Here is a 21,744-nt window from a genome sequence, read left to right as displayed (position 1 = left end):
GCTGCCCCCGGGCAGCGCAGCGCAGGACGACACGGCCCCGGCCGCCGGCGATGAGCCGGTGGCCGGGGCCGCGCCGTTCCCGGAGGTCGACCTGCTCGCCGGACTGCCTGCCCTCGGCACCGAGGACCTGCTCGCCGTCCCCGTCGGCGAGGGCGGCGCGCTGCCCTCCTGGCTGACCGGGCCGGCCCCGGCGGTCAGCCCGGAACTGCTCACCGGCGCGCTCGCCGACACCGGCAACACCGGGAGCGCCGGGACGATCACGAACGTGCCGATCGCCGGCCGCAGGCCCCGCAGCGTCCTCGCCGTCGGCGCGGGAGGGGGCACGCTGCCGGAGCTGCGGCGCTATGTGGGCATCTGCGTGCGCCGCGCCCAGACGCTGGCCGAGCACGGCGCGACCCGCCTGGTGCTGCCGCTCGACGGCGCCCTCGAGCCCGCCGGCCCCGAGGAGATCCGCGCCGCCGTCGAGACCGCGCTGCTGGCCGGCTACCGCTACCGCGACTCCTCGGCCCGGCCGCCCCGCAGGCTCGCCACGGTGGCCGTCGTCGCGTCCGGAGCCGAGGCCGGCGGGGTCGCGGCGGCCGCCGGCGAGGTGACCGCCGGTTCGGTGGCGTGGGCGCGCGACCTGGTCAACACGCCGCCGCACCGGAAGAACCCGGCCTGGCTGGCCGAGCAGGCGCGGCGCCGGCTGGGTGCGCTGCCGCACGTCACCGTCACCGTGCTCGGGCCCGACGAGTTGCGCGCCGGAGGCTTCGGTGGGGTGCTGGCCGTGGGCGGGGGCTCCGCCTCGCCGCCCCGGGTCGTCGTCGCCACGTACCGGCCACCGTCGGCCGGGCCGGCCCACCCGGTGCTGGTCGGCAAGGGGATCACCTTCGACACCGGAGGGCTCTCGATCAAGACCAACGCCGGCATGCGGCACATGGCGACCGACGTGGCCGGGGGAGCCGCCGTGCTCGCGGCCGTCGACGCCGCGGCCCGGATGGCGCTGCCGGTCGCGGTCACCGCCGTCGTCCCGGCCGCGGAGAACGCCGTGTCGGGAGCCGCCTACCGCCCGGCCGACGTGGTGCGGCACGTCGGCGGGCGGACCACCGAGGTGCGGAACACCGATGCCGAGGGCCGGCTCGTCCTGGCCGACGCGCTGGCCTACGCCCGGCTCGAGCTCGGCGCCACGGCGCTGGTGGACCTCGCCACGCTGACCGGTGCGATGAAGCAGGCGCTGGGCGCCCGCACCGGCGGTCTGTACGCGACCACGGACGGTCTGGCGCAGGCACTGTGCGCCGCCGGTGCCGTCGCGGGCGAGCCGCTGTGGCGGTTGCCCCTGGCCCAGGAGTACGACCACCTGCTGGAGAGCCCCCTCGCCGACGCCCACAACGCACCCGGCCACCCCGGCGGCACGACGGCGGCGCTGTTCCTGCAGCCGTTCGCCGGCGGGCTGCCCTGGGCGCACCTGGACATCGCCGGCCCGGCCCGGTCGGGCTCGGACCACGCCGAGACGGTCAAGGGTGGCACCGGCTTCGGCACCCGCACGCTGCTGCGGTGGCTGGAGGCGGGTGCCCCGCTGCACGGCGATCCTGTAGAGAGGACGCGATGAACGAGGACGAGCAGGGTGTCGTGTTCCCGGCAGGACCGGACGGCCGGCGGAGCACCGCGGCACTCGGCCGGGCGGTGACCGCCGACGCGCTGCGTGCGGTCGACGCCGCCGGCGCGCTGGCCGCCGAACGGGAGACCAACTGGCGGGGCGGGTACCTCACCCACTTCCGCCGCCTGGTGGAGGCAGGGCTGCCCTCCGCGGCGGCCGCGCGCGCCATCGCCGACGCCGGCCTGACCTCGCTGCACGAGCGCATGCGGGTGGCCGGTCCCGACGGGGAGACCCCGCTCGACGGACTCACCACCGCGCCCGCCGGTCGGGCGCTGCACACGGTGGAGGTGCGCGGGAGCGCCGAGCCGGAGCGGGAGCTCTCGCTGCCCTTCCACGGCGGACGGCTGCGGGGCGACGCGCTGCTGCGGCAACTGGACGCCTGGGTCGCTGCCGGGGTCGTCGAGCCCTCGTGCGCCGAGGCGGTCCGCACCGTCGCCGCGCACCCGGAGTGGCTGGCGCTGCCCGACAGCACCGTGGTGGTGCTCGGCGCCGGCGCCGAGATGGGTCCGCTGACCGCGCTGCTGCGGTGGGGAGCCCGGGTCGCCGGCGTCGACCTGCCCCGTGCGCCGCTGTGGGAGCGGGTGCTGGACACCGCACGGAGCAGTGCCGGGACCCTGCTGGTGCCGGTCGACGAGGCGGCGGCCGACGTCGACCCGGCGAGTGCCGGGGCCGACCTGATCACCGAGGTGCCCTCGGTCGCCGACTGGTCCGCGGCGCTGCCCGGCCGGCTCGTGCTCGGCAACTACGTCTACGCCGACGGCGCGACCAACGTGCGGGTGTCGACCGCCGTCGACGCGCTGACCGTGCGGCTGGCGGCGGCCCGGCCGGAGGCCGCCCTGGCGTTCCTGGCCACCCCCACCGACGTCTTCGCCGTCCCGGCCGACGCGGTGGCGCAGTCCGTCCAGGCCTACGCCGAGCGCTCGCGCGGGGCGAAGCTGCTGGGCCGCCCGCTGCGCACGGTGTCGGGCGGCCGGTTGCTGCAGCGCGCGTACGTGCCCGGCACCGATCCCGGCATCGCCGACAGCCTGGTCGCCCAGCAGGGGCCCAACTACGCCCTGGCCAAGCGACTGCAGCGCTGGCGCGCCACGACGGCGCGGGCGGCCGGGACCACGGTGTCGATGAACGTGGCGCCGCCGACCCGCACCCGCTCGGTGGTGAAGAACCGGGCGCTGGCCGCCGCCTACGCGGGCGCGCACCGGTTCGGCGTCGAGATCTTCGAGCCGGCCACCTCCAACGTGCTGATGGCCGCGCTGCTGGTGCACGACCTCCACACCGGCGGCGGGCCGGCGCACGAGCACCCCTGGCAGGACGAGTCGTACGAGGCGGCGCACGGCGGGCTCTGGCGCACCGCCTACGCACCGCGCAGCGCCCTCGGCCTGGCCGCGCTGCTCGGCTACGGAGCCGCCCGAGGCTGACCGGTCGGTCAGGCGGGGCCGACGAGCCGGGCGACGATCTCCGCGGACAGGGTCACCAGGGGCAGGCCGCCGCCGGGGTGCGCCGAGCCGCCGACCAGGAACAGGCCGGGCACGGGGGAGGCGTTGGCCGGGCGGAGGAACGCCGCGCGGGCGCCGTTGCTCGACGTCCCGTAGATCGACCCACCCACGCTCCCGGTGTCGCGCTCGAGGTCGGCGGGGGTGCGGACCACCCGCACCCGAACGCGGTCGCGGACGTCCAGCCCGCGGTCGGCCATCACCTGCAGCACGGAGTCCGCGTACCGCTCGGCCAGTCCCGGCTCGTCCCAGTCGACCCCGCGCCCGGGCTCGTGCCGGGGCGCGTTGACCAGCACGAACCAGGACTCGCTGTCGTCGTCGGGCCGCAGCGCGGGGTCGTCGGGCGCGCTGACGTAGACGGTCGGGTCGGCCACCGGCTGCGGCGCACCGCGGTGCCGGCCGGTGCCGAAGACCGCGTCGAACTCGGCGTCGTAGTCCGCGGGGAAGAGCACGGTGTGGTGGGCGAGGTCCGGCGTCCGCCCGCGGAGCCCGAGCAGCAGCACGAACCCGGACAGGGACGGCGTCGCGCGGCCGAGCGCCCGGCGGGGCGCCGCGGACAGATCCGGGGGCAGCAGGTCGGCGTACAGGGCGGCGGCGTCAGCGTCCGACACGACGACGTCGGCCGGCACCACCTCGCCGTCGGCCAGTTCCACGCCGGCCCCCCGGCCGCCGGTGACCACGACGCGCCGCACCGCGCACCCGGTCCGCAGGACGGCGCCGCGCTCGGCGGCCCGCTCGGCCACCGCGAGCGCGAGGCGGTGCAGCCCGCCGCGCACGTACCAGGAGCCGTACGCCTGCTCCGCGTGCGCGACCGTGGCCAGCACGCCCGGCGCCTTGCGCGGGTCGGAGCCGGAGTAGGTCGCGTAGCGGTCGAGCAGCATGCGCAGCCGCGGGTCACGCAGGTACCGCTCGCCGAGCCCGCGCAGCGATGTCCAGGGGGCGATCGTGGCGACGTCGGCCGGGCGGCGGGCGAGGCGGGCCAGCGTGGCCGCGCCGGCCAGGGGCGTGCGCAGGAAGGGGCCCTCGCTGATCCGCCACATGTGCTCGGCGCGCGACATGAGCGCCGCCCACTGCGCTCCCGCTCCGGCCCCCAGAGCGGCGTCCAGGGCGGCCGGTACGGCGGCGGGGGAGCCGGGGAACGTCAGCCGCGTCCCGTCGGCGAACCGGTAGGCCACGGCCGGGTCCAGCCGTACGAGGTCGAGCGACTCCTCCAGCGGGCCGCCGGTCGCGGCGAAGAGGTCGCGGTAGACCTGCGGCAGCGTGACCAGGCTCGGCCCGGTGTCGAACGCGTGCCCTTCCACGGTGAGCAGCCCGAGCTTGCCGCCCACCTGCTGCGACTGCTCGAGCACGGTCACCGCGTGGCCCTGCGCGGCCAGCCGGGCGGCCGCAGCCAGCCCGCCGGGCCCGGCGCCCACCACCGCCACCCGCGCCACGTCGGCCACGGTAGCCGGACCAGCGGACGTCGCTCGCCCGGTCGGGGGACGGGGTGTGTCCGCAGGCCGGGCGGGGGTAGCGGCTCTGCGTCCGGTCGAGCTGCGCGCCGGACCCGCTGCTGTGCGAGGAGGAGCCGTGCGTGGAACGGTCGCGGTGCTCGTCGGAGCCGGCGCCCTGGCCCTGACCGGGTGCGCCGCAGCGTCCGAGGACGACGTGCGGGTGGTCGTCACCGCCTTCGAGGATCCGGGCGGGACGCCGGAGGAGCGCTGCGAGCTCCTGGCACCGGCGACCCGTGCCGCTCTCGAGTCCGAGGCGGCGAGCGCGTGCGCCGACGCGATCACCGACGTCCCGCTCCCGGGCGGCGCGGTCACCGCGGTCGAGGTGTGGGGCGGCGACGCCCAGGTGCGCATCGGCCGCGACGTGGTCTTCCTGACCGAGACCGGCAGCGGCTGGCGGGTGACCGCCGCGGCGTGCGAGCCGCGCGGAGAGCTGCCCTACGACTGCGAGCTGGAGGGGCCGTGAGAGGCGTGAAGGCGGTCTTCGCGATCTACCTCGTCGTGATCCTGCTGGGCATCGCCTACGCCCTCGTGCTGGGGGCGATCGGCCGGTGAGCGGCGTCGACGAAACGGCCTACGGCTTCCTGCGCAACAACGCGCTCAGCCTGGTGTTCGGCGGGCTGTTCCTGGCGACCCTCGGCGGCCAGGCGGTGTCCGGCGTGGCCCAGGTCAACGCGGAGCAGCGGGCCGAGGGGCTCGAGCCGATGGCACTGCTGGACTACGTCACCTCGTCGTCGTTCATGGTCGACGTGATGGAGAACTGGCAGTCGGAGTACCTGCAGTTCTTCCTCTACGTCTTCGCGACCGCGTGGCTGGTGCAGAAGGGCTCCAGCGAGTCCAAGGAGCCCGGCCAGGAGGGCACCGAGAGCGACCGGGAGCAGCAGGTCGGCAGGCACGCGACCGAGGGCTCGCCGGCCTGGGTGCGGGCCGGTGGCTGGCGGACGACGATCTTCTCCCGCTCGCTCGGGCTGGTCATGGGCGGGCTGTTCCTGCTGACCTGGTCCGCGTCCGCCGTCACCGGCTGGGTGGCCTACAACAGCGACCAGCTGGGACAGCGGCAGGACGCGGTCACCTTCGCCGGGTATCTCGGCGAGGCCGACTTCTGGAACCGCAGCTTCCAGAACTGGCAGTCGGAGATGCTCGCCGTGGGGTCGATGGCGATCTTCGCGGTGTACCTGCGGCAGCGCGGATCGCCGGAGTCCAAGCCGGTGGGCGCGCCGCACGCCGACACCGGCGCGACCGGCTGAGCCGGTCAGGCCGGCACGGTCAGGGCCAGCAGCGCCATGTCGTCGGCCTCGTGCCGCGAGCCCGCGACCTGCGCCTCGACCGCGGCCGCCACGGCCGCGACGGCTCCCTCGGCGTCCGAGCAGGCGGCGTCCGCGAGCAGCCGCTCCAGGCGGTCCTCCCCGAACTGTTCCCCGGCGTCGTCGCGCGCCTCGGTGACGCCGTCGGTGTAGAGCAGCAGCGTGCTTCCGGCCGGCAGGTCGACGGTGGCGTCGGTGAAGGCCGTGCCGGCGTCCACGCCGAGCGGGGCGGACGGCCGGCCCAGCGCCACGACGGTGCCGTCGGCGGTGCGCAGCAGCGGCGGCGGGTGTCCGGCGATGCTGATGCCGACGCGGTGCCCGCGGGGGCCGCTCTCCAGCACCAGGCAGGCGGCGGTGACGAAGCGGAGGGGGGCCGCACCCTGCTCGTGCAGCAGCGCGGCGTTGACGGCGGCGAGGACCGCCGCCGGGCAGCCGGCGGCCGACGCGGCGCGGGCGGTGTGCCGGGTGAGCGCGGTCAGCGCCGCGGCCTCCGCGCCGGTGCCGCAGACGTCCGCGACGAGCGCCATCCACCGGCCGTCGGGCAGCGGCATGACGTCGTAGGTGTCACCGCCGACGAGGGCGGAACCGCCGCCGGCCCGGTAGCGGGCGGCCAGCTCGACGCCGGGGACGGTGGGCAGGTGCGAGGGCAGCAGGCTGCGCTGCAGGGTCTCGGCGAGGGACCGCATCTCGGACTCGGCGCGCAGCCGGCCGAGGAACTGGCCGACCTGCCGGCCGGCGTGCGCGAGCACGTCGACGAGCTCCGGAGGGACCGAGCGCTGCGTCCGCGAGAACAGCTCGCAGACGCCGAGGACGGTGTCCCCGCGCAGCACCGGGAACGCCACCCCCGTGCGGACGCCGTCGGCGCGGGCTGCGTGCTGGCGCAGGAACCGGGGATCGCTCCACAGGTCCTCGACGACCACCGGCGTGCGTCGCTGCCGGACGAGGCCGGGCAGCCCCTCGCCGCGGCCGAACGTCCGCCGGGTCTCCTCGCGCAGCGCCGGGACGTCCACCTCGGGCGCGGTCCAGGTGCCGGCGTGCCGCAGCCGGCCGCTCTGCTCGTCGGTCTCCCAGAGCACCGCCGCGTCCCAGTCGAGCTCGGTGCAGAGGGTGGGGAGGAGCCGCTGGAAGGCGACGTCGGCGTCCGCGGCCTCGGTGAGCGCGGCGGTCACCCGCAGCGTCGCGGCGAGGTAGCGGCTGACCTGGAGCTGGCGTTCCAGCAGGATCGTGGCCCCGGCGTCGCGCAGCACGCAGATCACCGAGCGCTGCTCCGGCGGGGCGCCCGGGAAGGGATCGACCCGGGCCAGGGTGAGATCGACGAGGACCTCGTGACCGTCGGCGTGCAGCAGGGGGAGCTGTGTCGTCCGGCCCAGCAGCTCGCCCCGCCCGGCCGCCTGCGGACGCAGCGCCTTGCCGTCGCGACCGGGCTGGAAGCGCCGGGGCAGGGCCCGCGTGAGCGAGCGGCCGATCAGGACGGCGGGGTCGTGGCCGAGCAACGTGCGGATGGCCGCGTTGGCATAGGTGACCCGGCCGTCGCCGTCGGCCACCACGACGGCGTCGGGCAGGGCGTCGAGCAGGGTCTCCGACGGGATCGCCGACAGCTGGCCGAGGTCCATCGGCACCACGTCCCCCGGCCTCGCTCGATCACTGACTGTGCAACCTTGTCACACGATTCGTGAGCGCCGGAAGCCCCGACCAGAAGGTTTTCGGCCGGATCCGAGCCGCTCGCAGGGCCGCTCAGAAGGCGTAGCGAAGGCGCAGCCAGGGCGCGTGCTGCCCCACGAGTCGTTGCAGTCGCTGTACCCCGTCACCGTCCAGTCGCTGTAACGATGCAGCCCAGGGGCGCGCGGACATCGACTTCGTTGCGCCGAGGACCAGCGTCTCGGTCGTCACCTGGACCCGGCGCTCGCCGGCATTCCGGCAGCTGACGTGGCGTGCGACCCGGTTTCGCCCCACCCGTCCCGGGCACTCCGGAGCTGCGACCTCGCGCCGACGGTGGCGCGCACGCGACGAGACGAACGGTGGACCCATGAAGGCAGTGACCTGGCACGGACAGCGGGACGTACGCGTCGAGGAGGTGCCCGACCCGTTCGTGCAGGAGCCGACGGACGCGGTCATCCGGGTCACCACGTCGAACATCTGCGGCTCGGACCTGCACCTGTACGAGCCGCTGTCGCCGTTCATGGGCGTGGGCAACATCCTCGGCCACGAGAACATGGGCCAGGTCGTGGAGGTCGGGTCGGCGGTCGGCAACCTGAAGGTGGGCGACCGCGTCTCCATCCCGTTCCAGATCTCCTGCGGGCACTGCTGGATGTGCCATCAGCAGCTCTACACGCAGTGCGAGACCACCCAGGTGCGCGAGCACGGCACGGGCGCGGCGCTGTTCGGCTTCTCCAAGCTCTACGGCGAGGTCGCGGGTGGGCAGGCGGAGTACCTGCGGGTGCCGCAGGCGCAGTTCACCCACATCCCGCTGCCGGAGGGACCGGCCGACGACCGGTTCGCCTACCTGTCGGACATCCTGCCCACGGCGTGGCAGGGCGTGGAGTACGCCGCCGTCCCCGAGGGCGGCACGCTCGTCGTGCTCGGGCTCGGCCCGATCGGTGACTTCGCCTGCCGGATCGGCCAGCACAAGGGCTACCGGGTCATCGGGGTGGACCTGGTCCCCGAGCGGCTCGAGCGGGTGCGCGCGCGGGGCATCGAGGTGGTGGACCTGAACGAGGTCGAGCAGATCGGCGACGCCATCCGCGACATGACCGGAGGCCGGGGGCCGGACTCGGTGCTCGACGCCGTCGGCATGGAGGCGCACGGCTCGCCGGCCACGAGCTTCATCCAGAAGGCGGCCGGCCTGCTGCCCAAGGCCGTCTCCGCACCGATCATGGAGCACGCCGGCGTCGACCGGCTCAACGCGCTGTACTCCGCGATCGACATCGTCCGCCGCGGCGGCACCATCTCGCTGTCCGGTGTCTACGGCGGCGCCGCCGACCCGATGCCGCTGATGACGATGTTCGACAAGCAGATCCAGCTGCGCATGGGCCAGTGCAACATCAAGCGCTGGATCCCGGAGATCATGCCGCTGCTCACCGACGCCGACCCGCTCGGCGTGGACACCTTCGCCACCCATCGGGTGCCGCTGTCCCAGGCCCCGGAGATGTACCGCAAGTTCCAGAAGAAGGAAGACGGCGTCGTGAAGGTGCAGCTCAAGCCCGAGCTCTGAGCCTCCTCGCTCACCGGCGCAGTGCGACACTGCGCCGGTGAGCAGCACCGTCGACCTCAACGCCGACCTCGGCGAGGGTTTCGGCATCTGGCGGCTGGGCGACGACGACGCCCTCCTGCAGGTCGTGACCAGCGCCAACGTGGCCTGCGGCTTCCACGCCGGCGACCCGAGCACGATGCGCCGTGTCTGCGCCGGCGCCGCGGCCGCCGGCGTCGCGGTCGGCGCGCAGGTCTCCTACCGCGACCTGACCGGGTTCGGCCGCCGGTTCATCGACGTCGAGCCCGCCGAGCTGGCCGCCGACGTGCTCTACCAGCTGGCCGCGCTGGACGGGATCGCCAGGGCGGAAGGCGGTCGGGTCCGCTACGTGAAGCCGCACGGCGCGCTGTACAACGCGACCGTCGCGCACGAGGCGCAGGCGCGGGCCGTCGTCGCCGCCGTCGTCGCGCACGACCCGTCGCTGCCCGTGCTCGGGCTGCCCGGATCGGCGCTGCTGCGGGCGGCGGAGGCGGCCGGTCTGCGCCCGGTGCCGGAGGGGTTCGCCGACCGCGGCTACACCCCGGACGGCGGGCTGGTGCCCCGCGGGGAGCCCGGTGCGCTGGTGCACGACCCGGCCGAGGTGGCGGCCCGCGCCCTGCGGATGGCCGTCGAGGGCACGGTGCTCGCCGTCGACGGCAGCACGGTCCGCGCCGACGTCGCCTCGATCTGCGTGCACGGGGACACCCCGGGAGCAGTCGACCTCGCCCGGGCGGTCCGGACGGCGCTGCGGCAGGCCGGCGTGATCCCCGCCCCGTTCACGAGCTGAGTCCTCAGCCGGCCGCCGGGGCCTCGGCTGGTTCGGCGTCCGCGCCGCCGGGGCGGTAGGTGTAGGCCGCCTCCCGGACTGCCTCGTCGGTCTCCAGGCCGGCGCCCAGCGCGCCGCCCACCGTGGCCAGCGAGCTGATCAGCCAGGCCAGTTCGAGGTGGTCGGTGAGGCCGGCGGGATGGCCGAGCGCCTCGGTGAACAGCGGGTCGATCACCAGCAGCAGCGCGCCGAGCAGTGCGAGGACGAACAGCGCGGCGTACAGCGACAGGACGCCGATGACCACGGTGGCCGCCGTCGCCAGGTTGAACAGGGCGACCTGCTTGCGCACCCGCCGCGACCGGGCGCGCTCCCACAGCTCGGCGCCCACGACGAGGGTGACCGCCGTCGCCACGACCGAACCGACCGCCACGACGGAGAGCCGCACCGAGCCGAAGACGTCGGCCAGCCGCCAGATGTCCGGCGTGATGAGCGCGAAGACGCCGGCCGCGATCGCGGCGGTCAGGGCGCGGGAGAGGCGGATGGCCAGCCGCCAGGGCCGGTTGGCGCGCACCATCCCGACCAGCATCGAGAGGTTCCCGGTGAGCACCCGGGCGGTGAACCGCACGCCCTCGGTGGACTCGGCCGGGTCGACGGCGAGCTGCCGCAGCCGGCGGCCGATCAGCGCGCGGTCCTCGGCGTCGTCCGGTTCGCCGTCCCCGGCGAGGGCCTGGACCAGGCCGACCGTGGTCTGCAGCGCCCGCCGCCGCCGGTTCACCGCACCCAGCGCGGGGAGGGAGAGGATCGCGACCTGGTGCACCGGGCTGGCGTGCCCGACGACGGGGCGACGGGCACGCTCCAGCGGCACGTCGGTCAGGCACACCGCGAGATCCCAGTCCTCCCGCAGCAGCCGTGCCCGGGTCGCGGCGACCAGCTCGGCGTCGTCGGCGGGTGGGCGGACCAGGCCGTCCTCGACCGACCGCACGCGCCAGGTGACCTCCGGGTGCTGCGCGGTCAGCTCCGTGGCGAGCTCGTCGCACAGGCCGGCCGCGAGCGCGGCGGCCGCGCCCGGTGCGGCGACCAGGCCGACGACGACGACCGGCGGTGCTGCCTGTGCCACTCCGGGTTCCTCCTGCTGCTCGGGAAGTCGGCCATCATGATCCGGTGGAGGGGATGGGAACCGGCGTCCGGGTGCTGCCGTACGGGGACCGCGCCCTGCTGGTCGAGGTCGAGGACGCGAGCGCGGTGGCCGGCGTCCGCCGCGCCCTGGAGGCCGGGCCGCTGCCGGGGCAGCGCGAGCTCGTGCCGGCCGCGTCCACCGTCCTGGTCCTGCTGGACCGGCCGCCGACCGATCTGGACATCGCGACCCTGCGCCGGCTGCCGGCGGCCGCCGCCGGGCCGGAGGCCACCGCCGCTCCGGTCACCCTGCCCGTCGTGTGGGACGGTCCCGACCTCGCCGAGGTCGCCGGGCTCCTGGGCCGGGCCGTGCCCGACCTCGTGGTGGCGCTGACCGAGGTCGAGTTCACCGTCGCCTTCAGCGGCTTCGCCCCCGGTTTCGGCTACCTCACCGGGCTCCCCGCCGAGTTGCAGGTGCCCCGCCGGACGACGCCGCGCACGCGGGTGCCGGCCGGGTCGGTGGCGCTGGCCGGCCCCTACGCCGGCGTCTACCCGCGTGCCTCGCCCGGCGGCTGGCAGCTGGTCGGCCGGACCGACGCCGTCCTCTTCGACGTCGACCGCGAGCCGCCGGCCCTGCTGGCGCCGGGCGCGCGGGTCCGCTTCCGCGGGGTGGGCTGACGTGCTCACCGTGCTCGCGCCGGGGCCGCTCACCACCGTGCAGGACCGGGGCCGCCCCGGGCACGCCGGGATCGGGGTGACCCGCTCCGGTGCGGCGGACGGCGTCTCCGCTGCCCTGGCCAACCGGCTGGTCGGCAACCGGCCGGAGGCGGCGGTGCTGGAGGTGACCGCGGGCGGACTGCGGCTCCGCGCCGGCCGCACGGTGCTGGTCGCGGTGACGGGTGCGCCGGCTCCGGTGGAGATCGACGGCCGGCCGGCGCCCTTCTCGGCGCCCACGACCCTGCGCCCCGGCGCGGTGCTCGCCCTCGGACCGCCGCGCCGCGGGCTGCGCAGCTACCTCGCCGTCCGCGGCGGGATCGGCGTCCCACCGGTGCTCGGCTCGCGGAGCACCGACACCCTCTCCGGCCTCGGCCCGCCCCCGCTGGCGGCCGGCACCCTGCTGCCGGTCGGCGAGCTGGCGGGGGAGGAACCGTTCGTCGACGTCGCCCCCGTCGGCGCCCCGTCGGACCGGCCGGTGCTCCGCGTGCTGCCCGGGCCGCGCCGCGACTGGCTGGTCGACGCGGCCTGGCGTGCGCTGACCGCGCAGGAGTGGCAGGTCGGGAACGACAGCGACCGGGTCGGGCTCCGGCTGGCCGGTCCGCACCTGGCCCGCGCCCGCGCCGGTGAGCTGCCCAGCGAGGGGCTGGTGCCGGGCGCGCTGCAGGTGCCGCCCGACGGCGCCCCGGTGCTCTTCCTCGCCGACCACCCGGTGACCGGCGGCTACCCGGTGCTCGCCGTCGTCGTCACCGCCGACCTCCCGCTGGCCGCCCAGCTCCGGCCGGGGGACGGCGTGCGGTTCCGGGCCGTCCGTTGAACCGATGCCTGCTGCCGCGTGCCGCCGCACGGGGGAGACTGGTCGCATGACGCGCGTCGGCCTGGTCCTGGGCGCCGGCGGCGTGGTCGGGCAGGCGTACCACGCGGGTGTCCTGGCCGTGCTCGAGCACGACCTCGGCTTCGACCCCCGGTCGGCCGACCTGATCGTCGGTACCTCCGCCGGCGCCATCACCGGCACGCTGTTGCGGCTCGGGGTCAGAGCCGAGGACCTCGCCGCGTGGACGGTGAAGGCCCCGCTCTCCGGCGACGGGGACGTGCTGCGCCAGATCGCCGACACCGAGGTCCCCGACCTGGCCCCGTTCCGGCCGACGGAGCTGCTCCGCCGACCCCTGCGGCTGCCCGCGATGGGCATGGTGCACCGGGCCGTCACCCGGCCGTGGCGGTTCCGGCCCCTGGCGGCCGCCATGGCCCTGGTGGCGCCCGGACGACGGGACATCGGCGAGCAGCTCGCCGCGCTCCGAGAGCTGGAGCAGCCGGGCTGGCCCCAGGCCCCGCTGTGGATCTGCGCCGTGCACCGGCACGACGGACGCCGGGTCGTCTTCGGCCGTCCCGGCTCGCCCACCCCGCCGATCCACCTGGCCGTCGCGGCGTCCTGCGCCGTGCCCGGCTACTTCGCGCCGGTCCACATCGACGGGCACACCTACGTCGACGGCGGCGTGCACTCGCCCACGAACGCGGCGCTGCTGCGCGGCTCCGAGCTCGACCTCGCCATCGTCGTCTCCCCGATGAGCGGGCCCGCCGGAGCCTCGCTCAGCGTCTACGCAGCCGCCCGCAGGCACTCCGCCCGACTGCTGCGCCGGGAGGTGCAGGCGCTCGAGGCGGCCGGCATCCGCACCGTGGTCTTCGCTCCGGGTGCTGCGGAGCAGGAGGTGATGGGCGACGACATGATGGCGCGGCACCGCCTGGACGAGGTGATCCAGCAGTCCTTCCTGGCGGCGGGGGCGCACGCCGCACGGCCCGGCGTCGGCGAGCTGATCCGGACCGCGGCGGGCGGTCGCTAGCGCGTCACCGGACCGGCAGGACGGCCGGCCCGTCGGGGCCGGAGACGACGTGCGCGCGGGCGCCGTAGTGCACGGACAGGATCTCCGGCGTGAGCACCTGCGCGGGGGTGCCCTCCGCGACGACCCGGCCGCCCGCGAGCAGGGTGAGCCGGTCGGCGTACTGGCCGGCGAGGGTGAGGTCGTGCAGCGTGGTCACGACGGTGAGCCCGTCCTGCCGGCGCAGCCCGTCGAGCAGGTCGAGCACCTGCTGCGCGTGGCCGAGGTCCAGGGCAGCGGTGGGCTCGTCGAGGAACAGCACCCGCGGCCGCTGGGCCAGGGCTCGCGCCAGGACGGCGCGCTGCTGCTCGCCGCCGGAGAGGGTGACCACGAGCCGGTCGGCCAGCGACTCGAGCTCCAGCCGCGCCATGACGTCGGCGACGACCTCCCGGTCGACCCGGCGGGGGGCCGCGAGCAGCGGGCGGTGCGGCGTGCGGCCGAGGGTGACGTACTCCAGGGTGCTGATGCCCTCGGGGAGCACCGGCAGCTGCGGGGCGTAGGCGAGCAGGCGGGCGCGCTCGCGGCGCGGCAGGCCGGTGGTCGGGACGCCGTCGATGCGCACCTGACCCTCGTGCCGCTGCAGGCCGAGCACCGAGCGCAGCAGCGTCGACTTGCCCGAGCCGTTCGGTCCGATGACGGCCAGCCAGCCGCCGGGCCCGACGGTGAAGCGCACCGAGTCGAGCACGCGGGTGCGGCCGTAGGAGGCGCCCAGCCCGACGACCTCGACCCGTGCCCCGTGGACGGGCGGCGGCTGCCCGGTCACCGGCGCCGCGCCCCCGCCCACAGGAGCACGGCGAAGAACGGGGCGCCCACGAACGCGGTGACCACGCCGATCGGGAGCTCCGCGGGCGCCAGGACGACCCGCGCGACCAGGTCGGCGACCACGAGGAAGGCGCCGCCGACGAGCAGGGACAGCGGCAGGACGCGGGTGTAGGAGCCGCCGGCCAGCCGGCGCACCACGTGCGGGACGACGAGGCCGACGAAGCCGATGAGACCGCTCACGGAGACGGCCGAGGCGGTGGCGAGCGAGGCGGCGACGATGACCAACAGCCGCAGTCGGCCGGGGTGGACGCCGAGCGAGCTGGCCTCGTCGTCGCCGACGGAGAGCACGTCGAGCGCGCGGCCGCAGAACAGCAGGACCGCGCAGGAGACGGCGAGGTAGGGGAGCACCAGGGCGATGTCGGACCAGTGGGAGCTGCCGAGCTGGCCGATCATCCAGCCGTAGATCTCGCGCAGGTCGTCGGTGTTCTGCTGCTGCACGAGGCTCTGCGCCGCGGACAGGAAGGCCGCGACGGCGATGCCGGCCAGCAGCAGCGTGGGGCTGTGCGAACCACCGGCCACGGTGCCCAGCGCCAGGGCGCAGCCGACGCCGACCAGCGCACCGGCGAAGGCGGCCAGCGGGACGATGCCCACCGGTCCGAGGGACTGCGCCGGGGCGTAGGCGATGGTGAGGGTCGCGCCGAGCCCTGCGCCGGCTGCCGCCCCGAGCAGGTAGGGATCGGCGAGCGGGTTGCGGAACACGCCCTGGTAGCCGGCCCCGGCGATCGCCAGCGCCGCCCCGACGAGGACGGCGAGCACCACGCGCGGCAGCCGCAGCTGCAGCAGCACGGCGGCCTGGGTGCCCTCGAGCCCGCCGTCGACGGAGACACCGAACGGCTCCAGCGCCCGGTCGAGCAGGGTCAGGACGACCTGCCCCGGGGGGAGCGGCACCGCGCCCACCCAGATCCCGGCGAGCACGGCGGCCAGCAGGCCGGCGACGGCTGCGCCGTACACCAGCGCGGCCGGCCGCCGGGGACGCACCGCGCCCGGCCCGGCCGTCGTGCGGCCGGACCGGGTGCGGTGGGTGAGGGTGCTCACGGGGGAAGCCGTCCTCAGCCCTGCAGGGCCCCGGCGACGGTCTCGGCGAAGTCCGCGATGCGCGGCCCCCAGCGGGACGCGGTGTCGTCGTCGGCCTCGACGACGCGGCCGTTCAGCACCGCGGGGACGGCGTCGAAGGCCGGCCGCTGGGCGACCGTCTCGGCGCTCTCGCCGCAGCACTTGGTGTCGGCCAGGACGATGATGTCCGGTGCCTGCTCGACGAGGTACTCGGCCGACAGCTGGGGGTAGCCGCCGCTGGGGTCGGGCGCCCCGTCGGCGACGTTTTCCAGGCCGAACAGCGTGTAGATGCTGCCGATGAACGTCGAGCTGTCCGCGGAGTAGAAGCTCGGGTCGAGCTCGTGGTAGACGCGCTGGCCGGCCACGTCGGCGGGGACCGACGCCACCGCGGCGTCGATGCGGCTGCGGACGTCGGCCACGGCACCCGCGGCCTCGTCGGCGTGGCCGGTGGCCTCGCCGAGGAGCTCCATCTGCGCGTAGGTGTCGTCGAGGTCCTCTGCCGCGCCGAGCAGGAGCACCGGGACGTCGAGGCTCTCCAGCGCGTCGGCGATGCCGTTGAGGTCGTCGCTGAGCACCACCAGGTCGGGGGAGTAGCCGACGATCGCCTCGGCGTTCGGGGTGAACGAGGAGAGGTCGGTGATCGGCGCCTCGGCCGGGTAGGTCGAGGTGTCGTCGACGGCCTCGACCTGGTCGCCGGCGCCGATCGCGAAGAGCATCTCGGTGGCGGTGGCGGACATGGAGACGATGGCCTCGGGCCGCTCGTCGAGGGTCACCTCACCGTTGTCCGCGGTGACGGTGACCGGGAAGTCGGCGGACGCGGACTCCGAGGACGCGGCGGAGTCGTCGTCGTCGGACGAGCCGCCGCAGGCGGTGAGGGTCAGCAGCAGCGCCACGAGGAGCGCCAGCAGGGCGGCGGGGGTGGACCGCCGTCGTGCGCGCGACGTCGACCGCGCCGCGCGGGGGGTGGGACCGGACAAGGAACAGCCTCCAGGGGAGGCGGCGAGCGTCGCTCCCGAGCTGACCCGACGCCCGATGCGCGACCCCTGCCGCGAGGGTCGGTTGCATGGCGCAGAGCAGGCGATCTGGCTCGGGTCACCGGGGTGACCACCACAGTTGCGGGACAGCGCCGGGTTCGCACCGGACTTCGCTGCTGCTGTGCCACCGGCGCACTGGCCGGCGGGGGAAAGGTACCAGCGCGGCGCTTACGACCGGCCGGCGAGAACGGACGAGTAGACGGCGAGGGTCTGCCGGGCGATCGCCGGCCAGCCGAACTCGGCGAGCACCCGCTCCCGGCCGGCCACACCCATCCGCGCCGCGCGGTCCGGATCGCGGAGCAACTCGGTCATCCGCGCCGCGAGCCCGGCGGCGAAGGCGGCGGGATCGTCCTCGTCGTAGGGGACCAGCAGGCCGGTGCGGCCGTCGTCGACCACCTCCGGGATGCCGCCCACGGCGCTGGCGACGACGGCGGTGCCGCAGGCCGCCGCCTCGAGGTTCACGATGCCCAGCGGCTCGTACACCGACGGGACGACGAACACCGTCGCGCCGGAGATGAGCGGCACGAGCTGCTCGCGCGGCAGCATCGACTCGATCCACACCACGCCCTCGCGGCGGGCCTGCAGCGCGGCGACGGCATCGGCCACCTGCTGGCGCTCGGCGGGGGTGTCGGCGGCGCCGGCGCACAGCACGAGGCCGACGTCGGGCGGCAGCTGCTCGGCCGCGGCGAGCAGGTGCACGAGGCCCTTCTGCCGGGTGATCCGGCCGACGAACAACGCGTACGGGCGGTCGGGGTCCACGCCCAGCGACCGGACGGTGTCCGGCGCGTCGACCGGGCGGTAGGCCTCGGCGTCCACGCCGTTGCCGACGACGTGCACGCGGGCCGGGTCCAGCTCGGGATAGGCGTCGAGGACGTCGGTGCGCATGCCGTGGCTGACGGCGATCACCGCGTCGGCGGCCAGGTACGCGCTGCGCTCCACCCAGGAGGAGAGCCGGTACCCGCCCCCGAGCTGCTCGGCCTTCCAGGGGCGTCGCGGCTCGAGGGAGTGCGCGGTGACGACGTGCGGGGCGCCGTGCACCAGGGCCGCAAGCATCCCCGCGCCGTTGGCGTACCAGGTGTGGCTGTGCACCAGGTCGGCGTCGGCGAGCGCGGCGGCGATCTGGACGTCGACCCCCAGGGCCTGCAGCGCGCCGTTGGCCCCGCGCAGCCCCTCGGGGACGGCGTGCGCGGTGGCGTCGTCCCGCGGGCCGCCGAAGCAGTGCACGTCGACGTCGAGGTCCGCAGCCCCGGATCCGGCCGGGAGGGCGCGCATCGCGGCGACGAGGTGCTCGACGTGCACGCCGGCGCCCCCGTAGACGTCCGGCGGCCACTCACGGGTCACGATGCCGATGCGCACGCGGTCACCCTAGAAGGACGGCATGCCCCCTGTGGGGTGGTGTCGGGCTCGTCGAGGAGTGTCCACGGCGGAGGGGGGTTACGTTGCGGACATGCGTGGCGGTCCTCGGGTTCTCGGCATCGTCCTGGCGGGCGGTGAGGGGAAGCGGCTGGCGCCGCTCACCCAGGACCGCGCGAAGCCGGCGGTGCCCTTCGGCGGCAACTACCGCCTCATCGACTTCGTGCTCTCCAACCTGGTCAACGGCGACATCCGGCAGATCGCCGTCCTGACCCAGTACAAGAGCCACAGCCTCGACCGGCACATCACCACCACGTGGCGGATGTCCCAGCTGCTCGGCGGCTACGTCGCCCCGATGCCGGCGCAGCAGCGGCTCGGCCCGCGCTGGTACACCGGCAGCGCCGACGCGATCTTCCAGAGCCTCAACCTGATCTACGACGAGCGGCCGGACATCGTCGTCGTCTTCGGGGCCGACCACGTGTACCGCATGGACCCGCGGCAGATGATCGACCAGCACCTGCAGACCGGTGCGGGGGTGACCATCGCGGGGCTGCGCGTGCCGCGCCGCGAGGCCACCGAGTTCGGCGTCATCGACGCGGCGGCCGACGGCAAGGTGCGCGGCTTCCTAGAGAAGCCGGCGGACCCGCCCGGCCTGCCGGACTCGCCCGAGGAGAGCTTCGCCTCCATGGGCAACTACGTCTTCACCACCGACGCCCTGCTCGAGGCGCTGCGCACCGACGCCGCCGACGAGGACTCCGTGCACGACATGGGCGGCTCGATCATGCCGATGCTCGCGGCCGCGGGTGAGGCGTGGGTCTACGACTTCTCCACCAACGTCGTGCCCGGCGCCACCGAGCGCGACCACGGTTACTGGCGCGACGTCGGGACCATCGACTCCTACTACGACGCGCACATGGACCTGGTCTCGGTCACCCCGGTGTTCAACCTCTACAACGACCGCTGGCCGATCTACACGCTGCCGCCGCAGCTGCCCCCGGCGAAGTTCGTGCTGGGCGGCCGGGCGGAGGAGTCGATGGTCAGCGCCGGCGCGATCATCGGCGGCGGAGCCGTGCACAACTCGGTGATCTCGCCCGGAGTCCGGGTGGAGCGGGGCGCGCGGGTCGAGGGCAGCGTCGTCATGGACGGCGTGGTCATCGGCGAGGGCGCGGTCGTGCGCCGGGCGATCCTGGACAAGAACGTGATCGTGCCGCCGGGCGCACGCATCGGGGTGGATCCCGAGCTCGACCGGCAGCGCTACCCCGTCAGCGCCGGCGGCGTGACCGTGCTGGGCAAGGGTGCCCGCGCCATCGGCTGATCCGGCGCCGCCGGCGCCGCTGGTCGTCACGCTGCTGCTGGACGACGCGGCGCAGGACCGCTTCGACCGCCTTCGCGCCCGGCACTTCCCGGCCGAGCGCAACCACCTCGCCGCGCACGTGACGCTGTTCCACGCGCTGCCGGGCGAGCACCTCGACGCCGTCCGGGCCGACCTCGCCGCGGCCGCGGCCCGGACGGCCTTCGACGTCGCGGTGACCGGCGTGCGCTTCCTCGGCCGCGGCGTCGCCTACGTGCTGGAGTCCGCGGAGGCGGCCCGGCTGCGCGACGGGCTGGCGTCCGGGTGGGCTCCCTGGCTCACCCCGCAGGACCGGCAGCGGCACGCCCCGCACGTCACCGTGCAGAACAAGGTCGACCCGGCGGTGGCTCGTGCTCTGCACGAGCGGCTGGCCGCGGAGTTCGTGCCGGAGACCGTCCGCGCCCGCGGCCTGGGGCTGTGGCGCTACCTCGGCGGGCCGTGGGCCGCGGTGAGCGAGCACCCGTTCCGCTGAGTCAGCTCCGCTTGGTCGCCACGAGCAGGCCCTCGCCGATGGGCAGGACCGCGGAGGTCAGGGCCTCGTCCTCGCGGATGCCGCGGGCGATCTCCCGCCAGGCGACGGTCTGCGGGTCGCGGGCGGTGCGGTCGGCGATCCGCCCGTCGGCCAGCAGACCGTGGCAGGTCAGCGTCCCGCCGACCCGCACCAGGTCGAGCAGCCCGGTCAGCTGGGCCGCGTACTCCCGCGGGGGGCCGGCGCAGACCACCATGTCGTAGGCGCCGGGGGAGAGCCGGGGCAGCACCTCGGCGGGGGTGCCGAAGATCAGCCGGGTCCGGCCCGACGGCACCCCGGCGCCGGCGAAGGCGGCCCGCGCGGCACGGAGCTGCTCGGGGTCGCCGTCCAGGGCGGTGAGCACGCCGTCGGGTCGCATGCCGCGCAGCAGCCACAGACCGGCCAGCCCGCCGCCGCTGCCGATCGAGACCACCGAGCGCGCCTCCACACCGGCGGCGAGCACCGCGAGCACGGCGCCGACGGCGGGCTCGACCGGCGGTGGGCCCGGCAGGCGGGCGGCGCGGTCGCGCGCGGCGGTCATCTCGGGCGTCTCGGCGGCGTAGCGGTCGGCGTAGGCGGCGCCCTCCGAGCCGCTCCCCGGCGGCGGTGGGTGGGCGCTCATCACCGGCCGAGGGTAGTGGCCGCGGGCGCGCGACCGCCCTCGGGACGCCCCGGAACGACGCCGGCCTGTGAGTTCACTGGCAAGAGTGACGCAGGGGAACACCGCCCTCGGCCCCGCCCGTTGGACCGGACGTGGCCCTTACGCGACCCGTGTCCACCCGACCCTCCGACGCCGATCCGGTCGCCGGGGCCGTCATCGGGGATACTGGCGCCGTGTCCGAGCCGAGCCGTCCCGAGGTCGAGACCTGGGTCGCGCCCACCTGGGAGCAGGTCGTGCGCGAGCACTCGGCCCGCGTCTACCGGCTGGCCTACCGCCTCTCCGGCAATCCGCAGGACGCCGAGGACCTGACGCAGGAGACGTTCGTCCGGGTCTTCCGCTCGCTCGCCGACTTCTCGCCCGGCACCTTCGAGGGCTGGCTGCACCGCATCACGACCAACCTGTTCCTCGACATGGTGCGGCGCCGGCAGCGGATCCGGTTCGACGCCCTCCCCGAGGACACCGAGCGCCTGCCCGGCCGCGCACCCAGCCCGGAGCAGGTCTACGCCGACACGCACCTCGACCCGCAGATCCAGGCGGCCCTCGACGCGCTCTCGCCCGAGTTCCGCGTCGCCGTCGTCCTCTGCGACATCGAGGGGCTGACCTACGAGGAGATCGCGGCGACGCTGGGCATCAAGCTCGGCACCGTGCGCAGCCGCATCCACCGCGGCCGCGTGCAGCTCCGGCAGGCCCTGGCCCACCTGGCCCCCGGCCGCGTGATTCCCGAGGACGACGTCGTCCTGGGCGGGGGTGGAGCGCGGTGAGCATGCCGGAGAGCCACCTGGCCCAGGAGGCGATCGCGGCCCTCGTCGACGGCGAGCTGACCGCGGGCCCCGCCGCGCGCGCGGCCCGGCACCTGGCCGGCTGCCTGCAGTGCCGGATGGCGGTCCAGGCGCAGCGCGAGGCCAAGGACGCCCTGCACGGCTCGCAGGAGGTGGCCGTGCCCGGCGACCTGATGTCACGGCTGTGCGCCATCCCCTTCACCGCCGAGGTGCCCGGCTCCGGCGGCGGTCCGCTGTCGCTCGGCGCGGACGCCGGCCGGTTCACCGTGCGCGACGGCGCCGCCTGGGAGGTCGACCTCTCGCCCCAGGAGCGCCCGCACCGGCCCGACCACGCCCGCTGGCTGCGACGCGGGCTGGTGGGCACCCTCGCCGGCCTCGGCGCCGGGGTCACCGCGCTGGCGCTCAACCTGCCGCCCGACGTCCCGGTCGCTCCCGGGAGCGTGGCCGACTCCGCCGTCCGCGAGCACACGGACGTCGTCCCGCCGGTGGTGCGCACGCTGAACACCGGGGCGACCGCCCCGCTCGGTGAGCCGGGCGGCACCCCCTGACCGGTCCCGACGACCGCGGCAC

At 75.8% G+C, this 21,744-nt stretch carries 21 protein-coding genes; 13 read left to right on the top strand and 8 right to left on the bottom strand.

Annotated features, from left to right (window positions below; all coding sequences use genetic code 11):
• Nucleotides 1–58: 58 nt before the first annotated feature.
• Together CRP29_RS02135 and CRP29_RS02130 are read left to right on the top strand one after the other, a co-directional pair.
• Entirely contained in the window at nucleotides 59–1,588 is a 1,530-nt protein-coding gene (locus CRP29_RS02135; protein ID WP_217991422.1) for a leucyl aminopeptidase family protein, read from the top strand.
• Nucleotides 1,585–3,051 carry a hypothetical protein gene (locus CRP29_RS02130; RefSeq protein ID WP_097193405.1) on the top strand — a complete coding sequence of 489 codons (1,467 nt, stop codon included), beginning with the start codon at nucleotides 1,585–1,587 and terminating at the stop codon, nucleotides 3,049–3,051. The genes CRP29_RS02135 and CRP29_RS02130 overlap by 4 nt, the downstream gene beginning before the upstream one ends.
• An 8-nt stretch (nucleotides 3,052–3,059) precedes the next feature.
• On the opposite strand, the gene CRP29_RS02125 is transcribed toward CRP29_RS02130, so the two are convergent.
• On the bottom strand, nucleotides 3,060–4,559 hold the full coding sequence (locus tag CRP29_RS02125) for a phytoene desaturase family protein (protein ID WP_097194038.1): 1,500 nt from the start codon (nucleotides 4,557–4,559) through the stop codon (nucleotides 3,060–3,062).
• Nucleotides 4,560–4,695: 136 nt separating this feature from the next.
• Here CRP29_RS02125 and CRP29_RS02120 point away from each other — a divergent pair, with 136 nt between their 5' ends.
• Together CRP29_RS02120 and CRP29_RS02115 are read left to right on the top strand one after the other, a co-directional pair.
• On the top strand, nucleotides 4,696–5,082 hold the full coding sequence (locus tag CRP29_RS02120) for a hypothetical protein (protein WP_097193404.1): 387 nt from the start codon (nucleotides 4,696–4,698) through the stop codon (nucleotides 5,080–5,082).
• 85 nt (nucleotides 5,083–5,167) lie between these two features.
• Nucleotides 5,168–5,863 carry a DUF6766 family protein gene (locus tag CRP29_RS02115; RefSeq protein ID WP_097193403.1) on the top strand — a complete coding sequence of 232 codons (696 nt, stop codon included), beginning with the start codon at nucleotides 5,168–5,170 and terminating at the stop codon, nucleotides 5,861–5,863.
• 5 nt (nucleotides 5,864–5,868) lie between these two features.
• Here CRP29_RS02115 and CRP29_RS02110 read toward each other — a convergent pair whose 3' ends face one another.
• Complete coding sequence (locus CRP29_RS02110; protein WP_097193402.1) at nucleotides 5,869–7,533, bottom strand: SpoIIE family protein phosphatase; 1,665 nt, start codon at nucleotides 7,531–7,533, stop codon at nucleotides 5,869–5,871.
• 413 nt (nucleotides 7,534–7,946) lie between these two features.
• On the opposite strand from CRP29_RS02110, the gene CRP29_RS02105 reads away from it, so the two are divergent.
• Together CRP29_RS02105 and CRP29_RS02100 are read left to right on the top strand one after the other, a co-directional pair.
• Nucleotides 7,947–9,131 carry a zinc-dependent alcohol dehydrogenase gene (locus CRP29_RS02105; RefSeq protein WP_097193401.1) on the top strand — a complete coding sequence of 395 codons (1,185 nt, stop codon included), beginning with the start codon at nucleotides 7,947–7,949 and terminating at the stop codon, nucleotides 9,129–9,131.
• Between the two features lie 37 nt (nucleotides 9,132–9,168).
• Complete coding sequence (locus CRP29_RS02100; protein WP_097193400.1) at nucleotides 9,169–9,933, top strand: LamB/YcsF family protein; 765 nt, start codon at nucleotides 9,169–9,171, stop codon at nucleotides 9,931–9,933.
• Nucleotides 9,934–9,937: 4 nt separating this feature from the next.
• Here the strand turns inward: CRP29_RS02100 and CRP29_RS02095 are convergent, their stop codons facing one another.
• Nucleotides 9,938–11,029 (bottom strand): hypothetical protein, encoded by a 1,092-nt coding sequence (locus CRP29_RS02095; protein ID WP_097193399.1) that lies wholly within the window; start codon nucleotides 11,027–11,029, stop codon nucleotides 9,938–9,940.
• A gap of 53 nt (nucleotides 11,030–11,082) precedes the next feature.
• Here CRP29_RS02095 and CRP29_RS02090 point away from each other — a divergent pair, with 53 nt between their 5' ends.
• From CRP29_RS02090 to CRP29_RS02080, 3 genes are read left to right on the top strand one after another with little or no spacing between them, the layout of a single operon-like run.
• Complete coding sequence (locus CRP29_RS02090; RefSeq protein WP_097193398.1) at nucleotides 11,083–11,703, top strand: 5-oxoprolinase subunit B family protein; 621 nt, start codon at nucleotides 11,083–11,085, stop codon at nucleotides 11,701–11,703.
• Nucleotide 11,704: 1 nt separating this feature from the next.
• The gene (locus CRP29_RS02085) at nucleotides 11,705–12,556 is read left to right on the top strand and encodes a 5-oxoprolinase subunit C family protein (RefSeq protein ID WP_097193397.1); all 852 of its coding nucleotides are present in this window, start codon (nucleotides 11,705–11,707) and stop codon (nucleotides 12,554–12,556) included.
• 46 nt (nucleotides 12,557–12,602) lie between these two features.
• Nucleotides 12,603–13,577: a patatin-like phospholipase family protein gene (locus tag CRP29_RS02080; protein WP_097193396.1), complete on the top strand. Its 975-nt coding sequence runs from the start codon at nucleotides 12,603–12,605 to the stop codon at nucleotides 13,575–13,577.
• Between the two features lie 4 nt (nucleotides 13,578–13,581).
• Here CRP29_RS02080 and CRP29_RS02075 read toward each other — a convergent pair whose 3' ends face one another.
• The 4 genes from CRP29_RS02075 to glgA all read right to left on the bottom strand — a co-directional run bounded on the left by CRP29_RS02075 (nucleotide 13,582) and on the right by glgA (nucleotide 17,878).
• A complete protein-coding gene (locus CRP29_RS02075) occupies nucleotides 13,582–14,376 on the bottom strand; it encodes an ABC transporter ATP-binding protein (RefSeq protein WP_097194037.1) in 795 nt (264 codons plus the stop codon).
• The gene (locus CRP29_RS02070) at nucleotides 14,373–15,470 is read right to left on the bottom strand and encodes a FecCD family ABC transporter permease (RefSeq protein WP_245852312.1); all 1,098 of its coding nucleotides are present in this window, start codon (nucleotides 15,468–15,470) and stop codon (nucleotides 14,373–14,375) included. Before CRP29_RS02070 ends, CRP29_RS02075 begins: the two co-directional genes overlap by 4 nt.
• 14 nt (nucleotides 15,471–15,484) lie before the next feature.
• Nucleotides 15,485–16,465: an ABC transporter substrate-binding protein gene (locus CRP29_RS02065; RefSeq protein ID WP_097193395.1), complete on the bottom strand. Its 981-nt coding sequence runs from the start codon at nucleotides 16,463–16,465 to the stop codon at nucleotides 15,485–15,487.
• 225 nt (nucleotides 16,466–16,690) lie between these two features.
• The gene (glgA, locus tag CRP29_RS02060) at nucleotides 16,691–17,878 is read right to left on the bottom strand and encodes a glycogen synthase (RefSeq protein ID WP_097193394.1); all 1,188 of its coding nucleotides are present in this window, start codon (nucleotides 17,876–17,878) and stop codon (nucleotides 16,691–16,693) included.
• Nucleotides 17,879–17,969: 91 nt separating this feature from the next.
• On the opposite strand from glgA, the gene glgC reads away from it, so the two are divergent.
• Both glgC and CRP29_RS02050 read left to right on the top strand, forming a co-directional pair.
• Complete coding sequence (gene glgC, locus CRP29_RS02055; protein WP_097193393.1) at nucleotides 17,970–19,190, top strand: glucose-1-phosphate adenylyltransferase; 1,221 nt, start codon at nucleotides 17,970–17,972, stop codon at nucleotides 19,188–19,190.
• Nucleotides 19,171–19,698: a 2'-5' RNA ligase family protein gene (locus tag CRP29_RS02050; RefSeq protein WP_097193392.1), complete on the top strand. Its 528-nt coding sequence runs from the start codon at nucleotides 19,171–19,173 to the stop codon at nucleotides 19,696–19,698. Before glgC ends, CRP29_RS02050 begins: the two co-directional genes overlap by 20 nt.
• A gap of 1 nt (nucleotide 19,699) precedes the next feature.
• Here the strand turns inward: CRP29_RS02050 and CRP29_RS02045 are convergent, their stop codons facing one another.
• Entirely contained in the window at nucleotides 19,700–20,356 is a 657-nt protein-coding gene (locus tag CRP29_RS02045) for an O-methyltransferase (RefSeq protein WP_097193391.1), read from the bottom strand.
• A gap of 212 nt (nucleotides 20,357–20,568) precedes the next feature.
• On the opposite strand from CRP29_RS02045, the gene sigE reads away from it, so the two are divergent.
• Both sigE and CRP29_RS23490 read left to right on the top strand, forming a co-directional pair.
• A complete protein-coding gene (gene sigE, locus CRP29_RS02040; RefSeq protein WP_097194035.1) occupies nucleotides 20,569–21,156 on the top strand; it encodes an RNA polymerase sigma factor SigE in 588 nt (195 codons plus the stop codon).
• Nucleotides 21,157–21,158: 2 nt separating this feature from the next.
• A complete protein-coding gene (locus CRP29_RS23490) occupies nucleotides 21,159–21,722 on the top strand; it encodes an anti-sigma factor family protein (RefSeq protein ID WP_176522841.1) in 564 nt (187 codons plus the stop codon).
• Nucleotides 21,723–21,744: the final 22 nt, after the last annotated feature.

The sequence above is a fragment of the Blastococcus aggregatus genome, assembly GCF_900221005.1.
Taxonomy (GTDB): domain Bacteria; phylum Actinomycetota; class Actinomycetes; order Mycobacteriales; family Geodermatophilaceae; genus Blastococcus; species Blastococcus aggregatus.
Note: the sequence above shows the minus strand (reverse complement) of the source record. Positions and strands in the feature narration are given on the sequence as shown.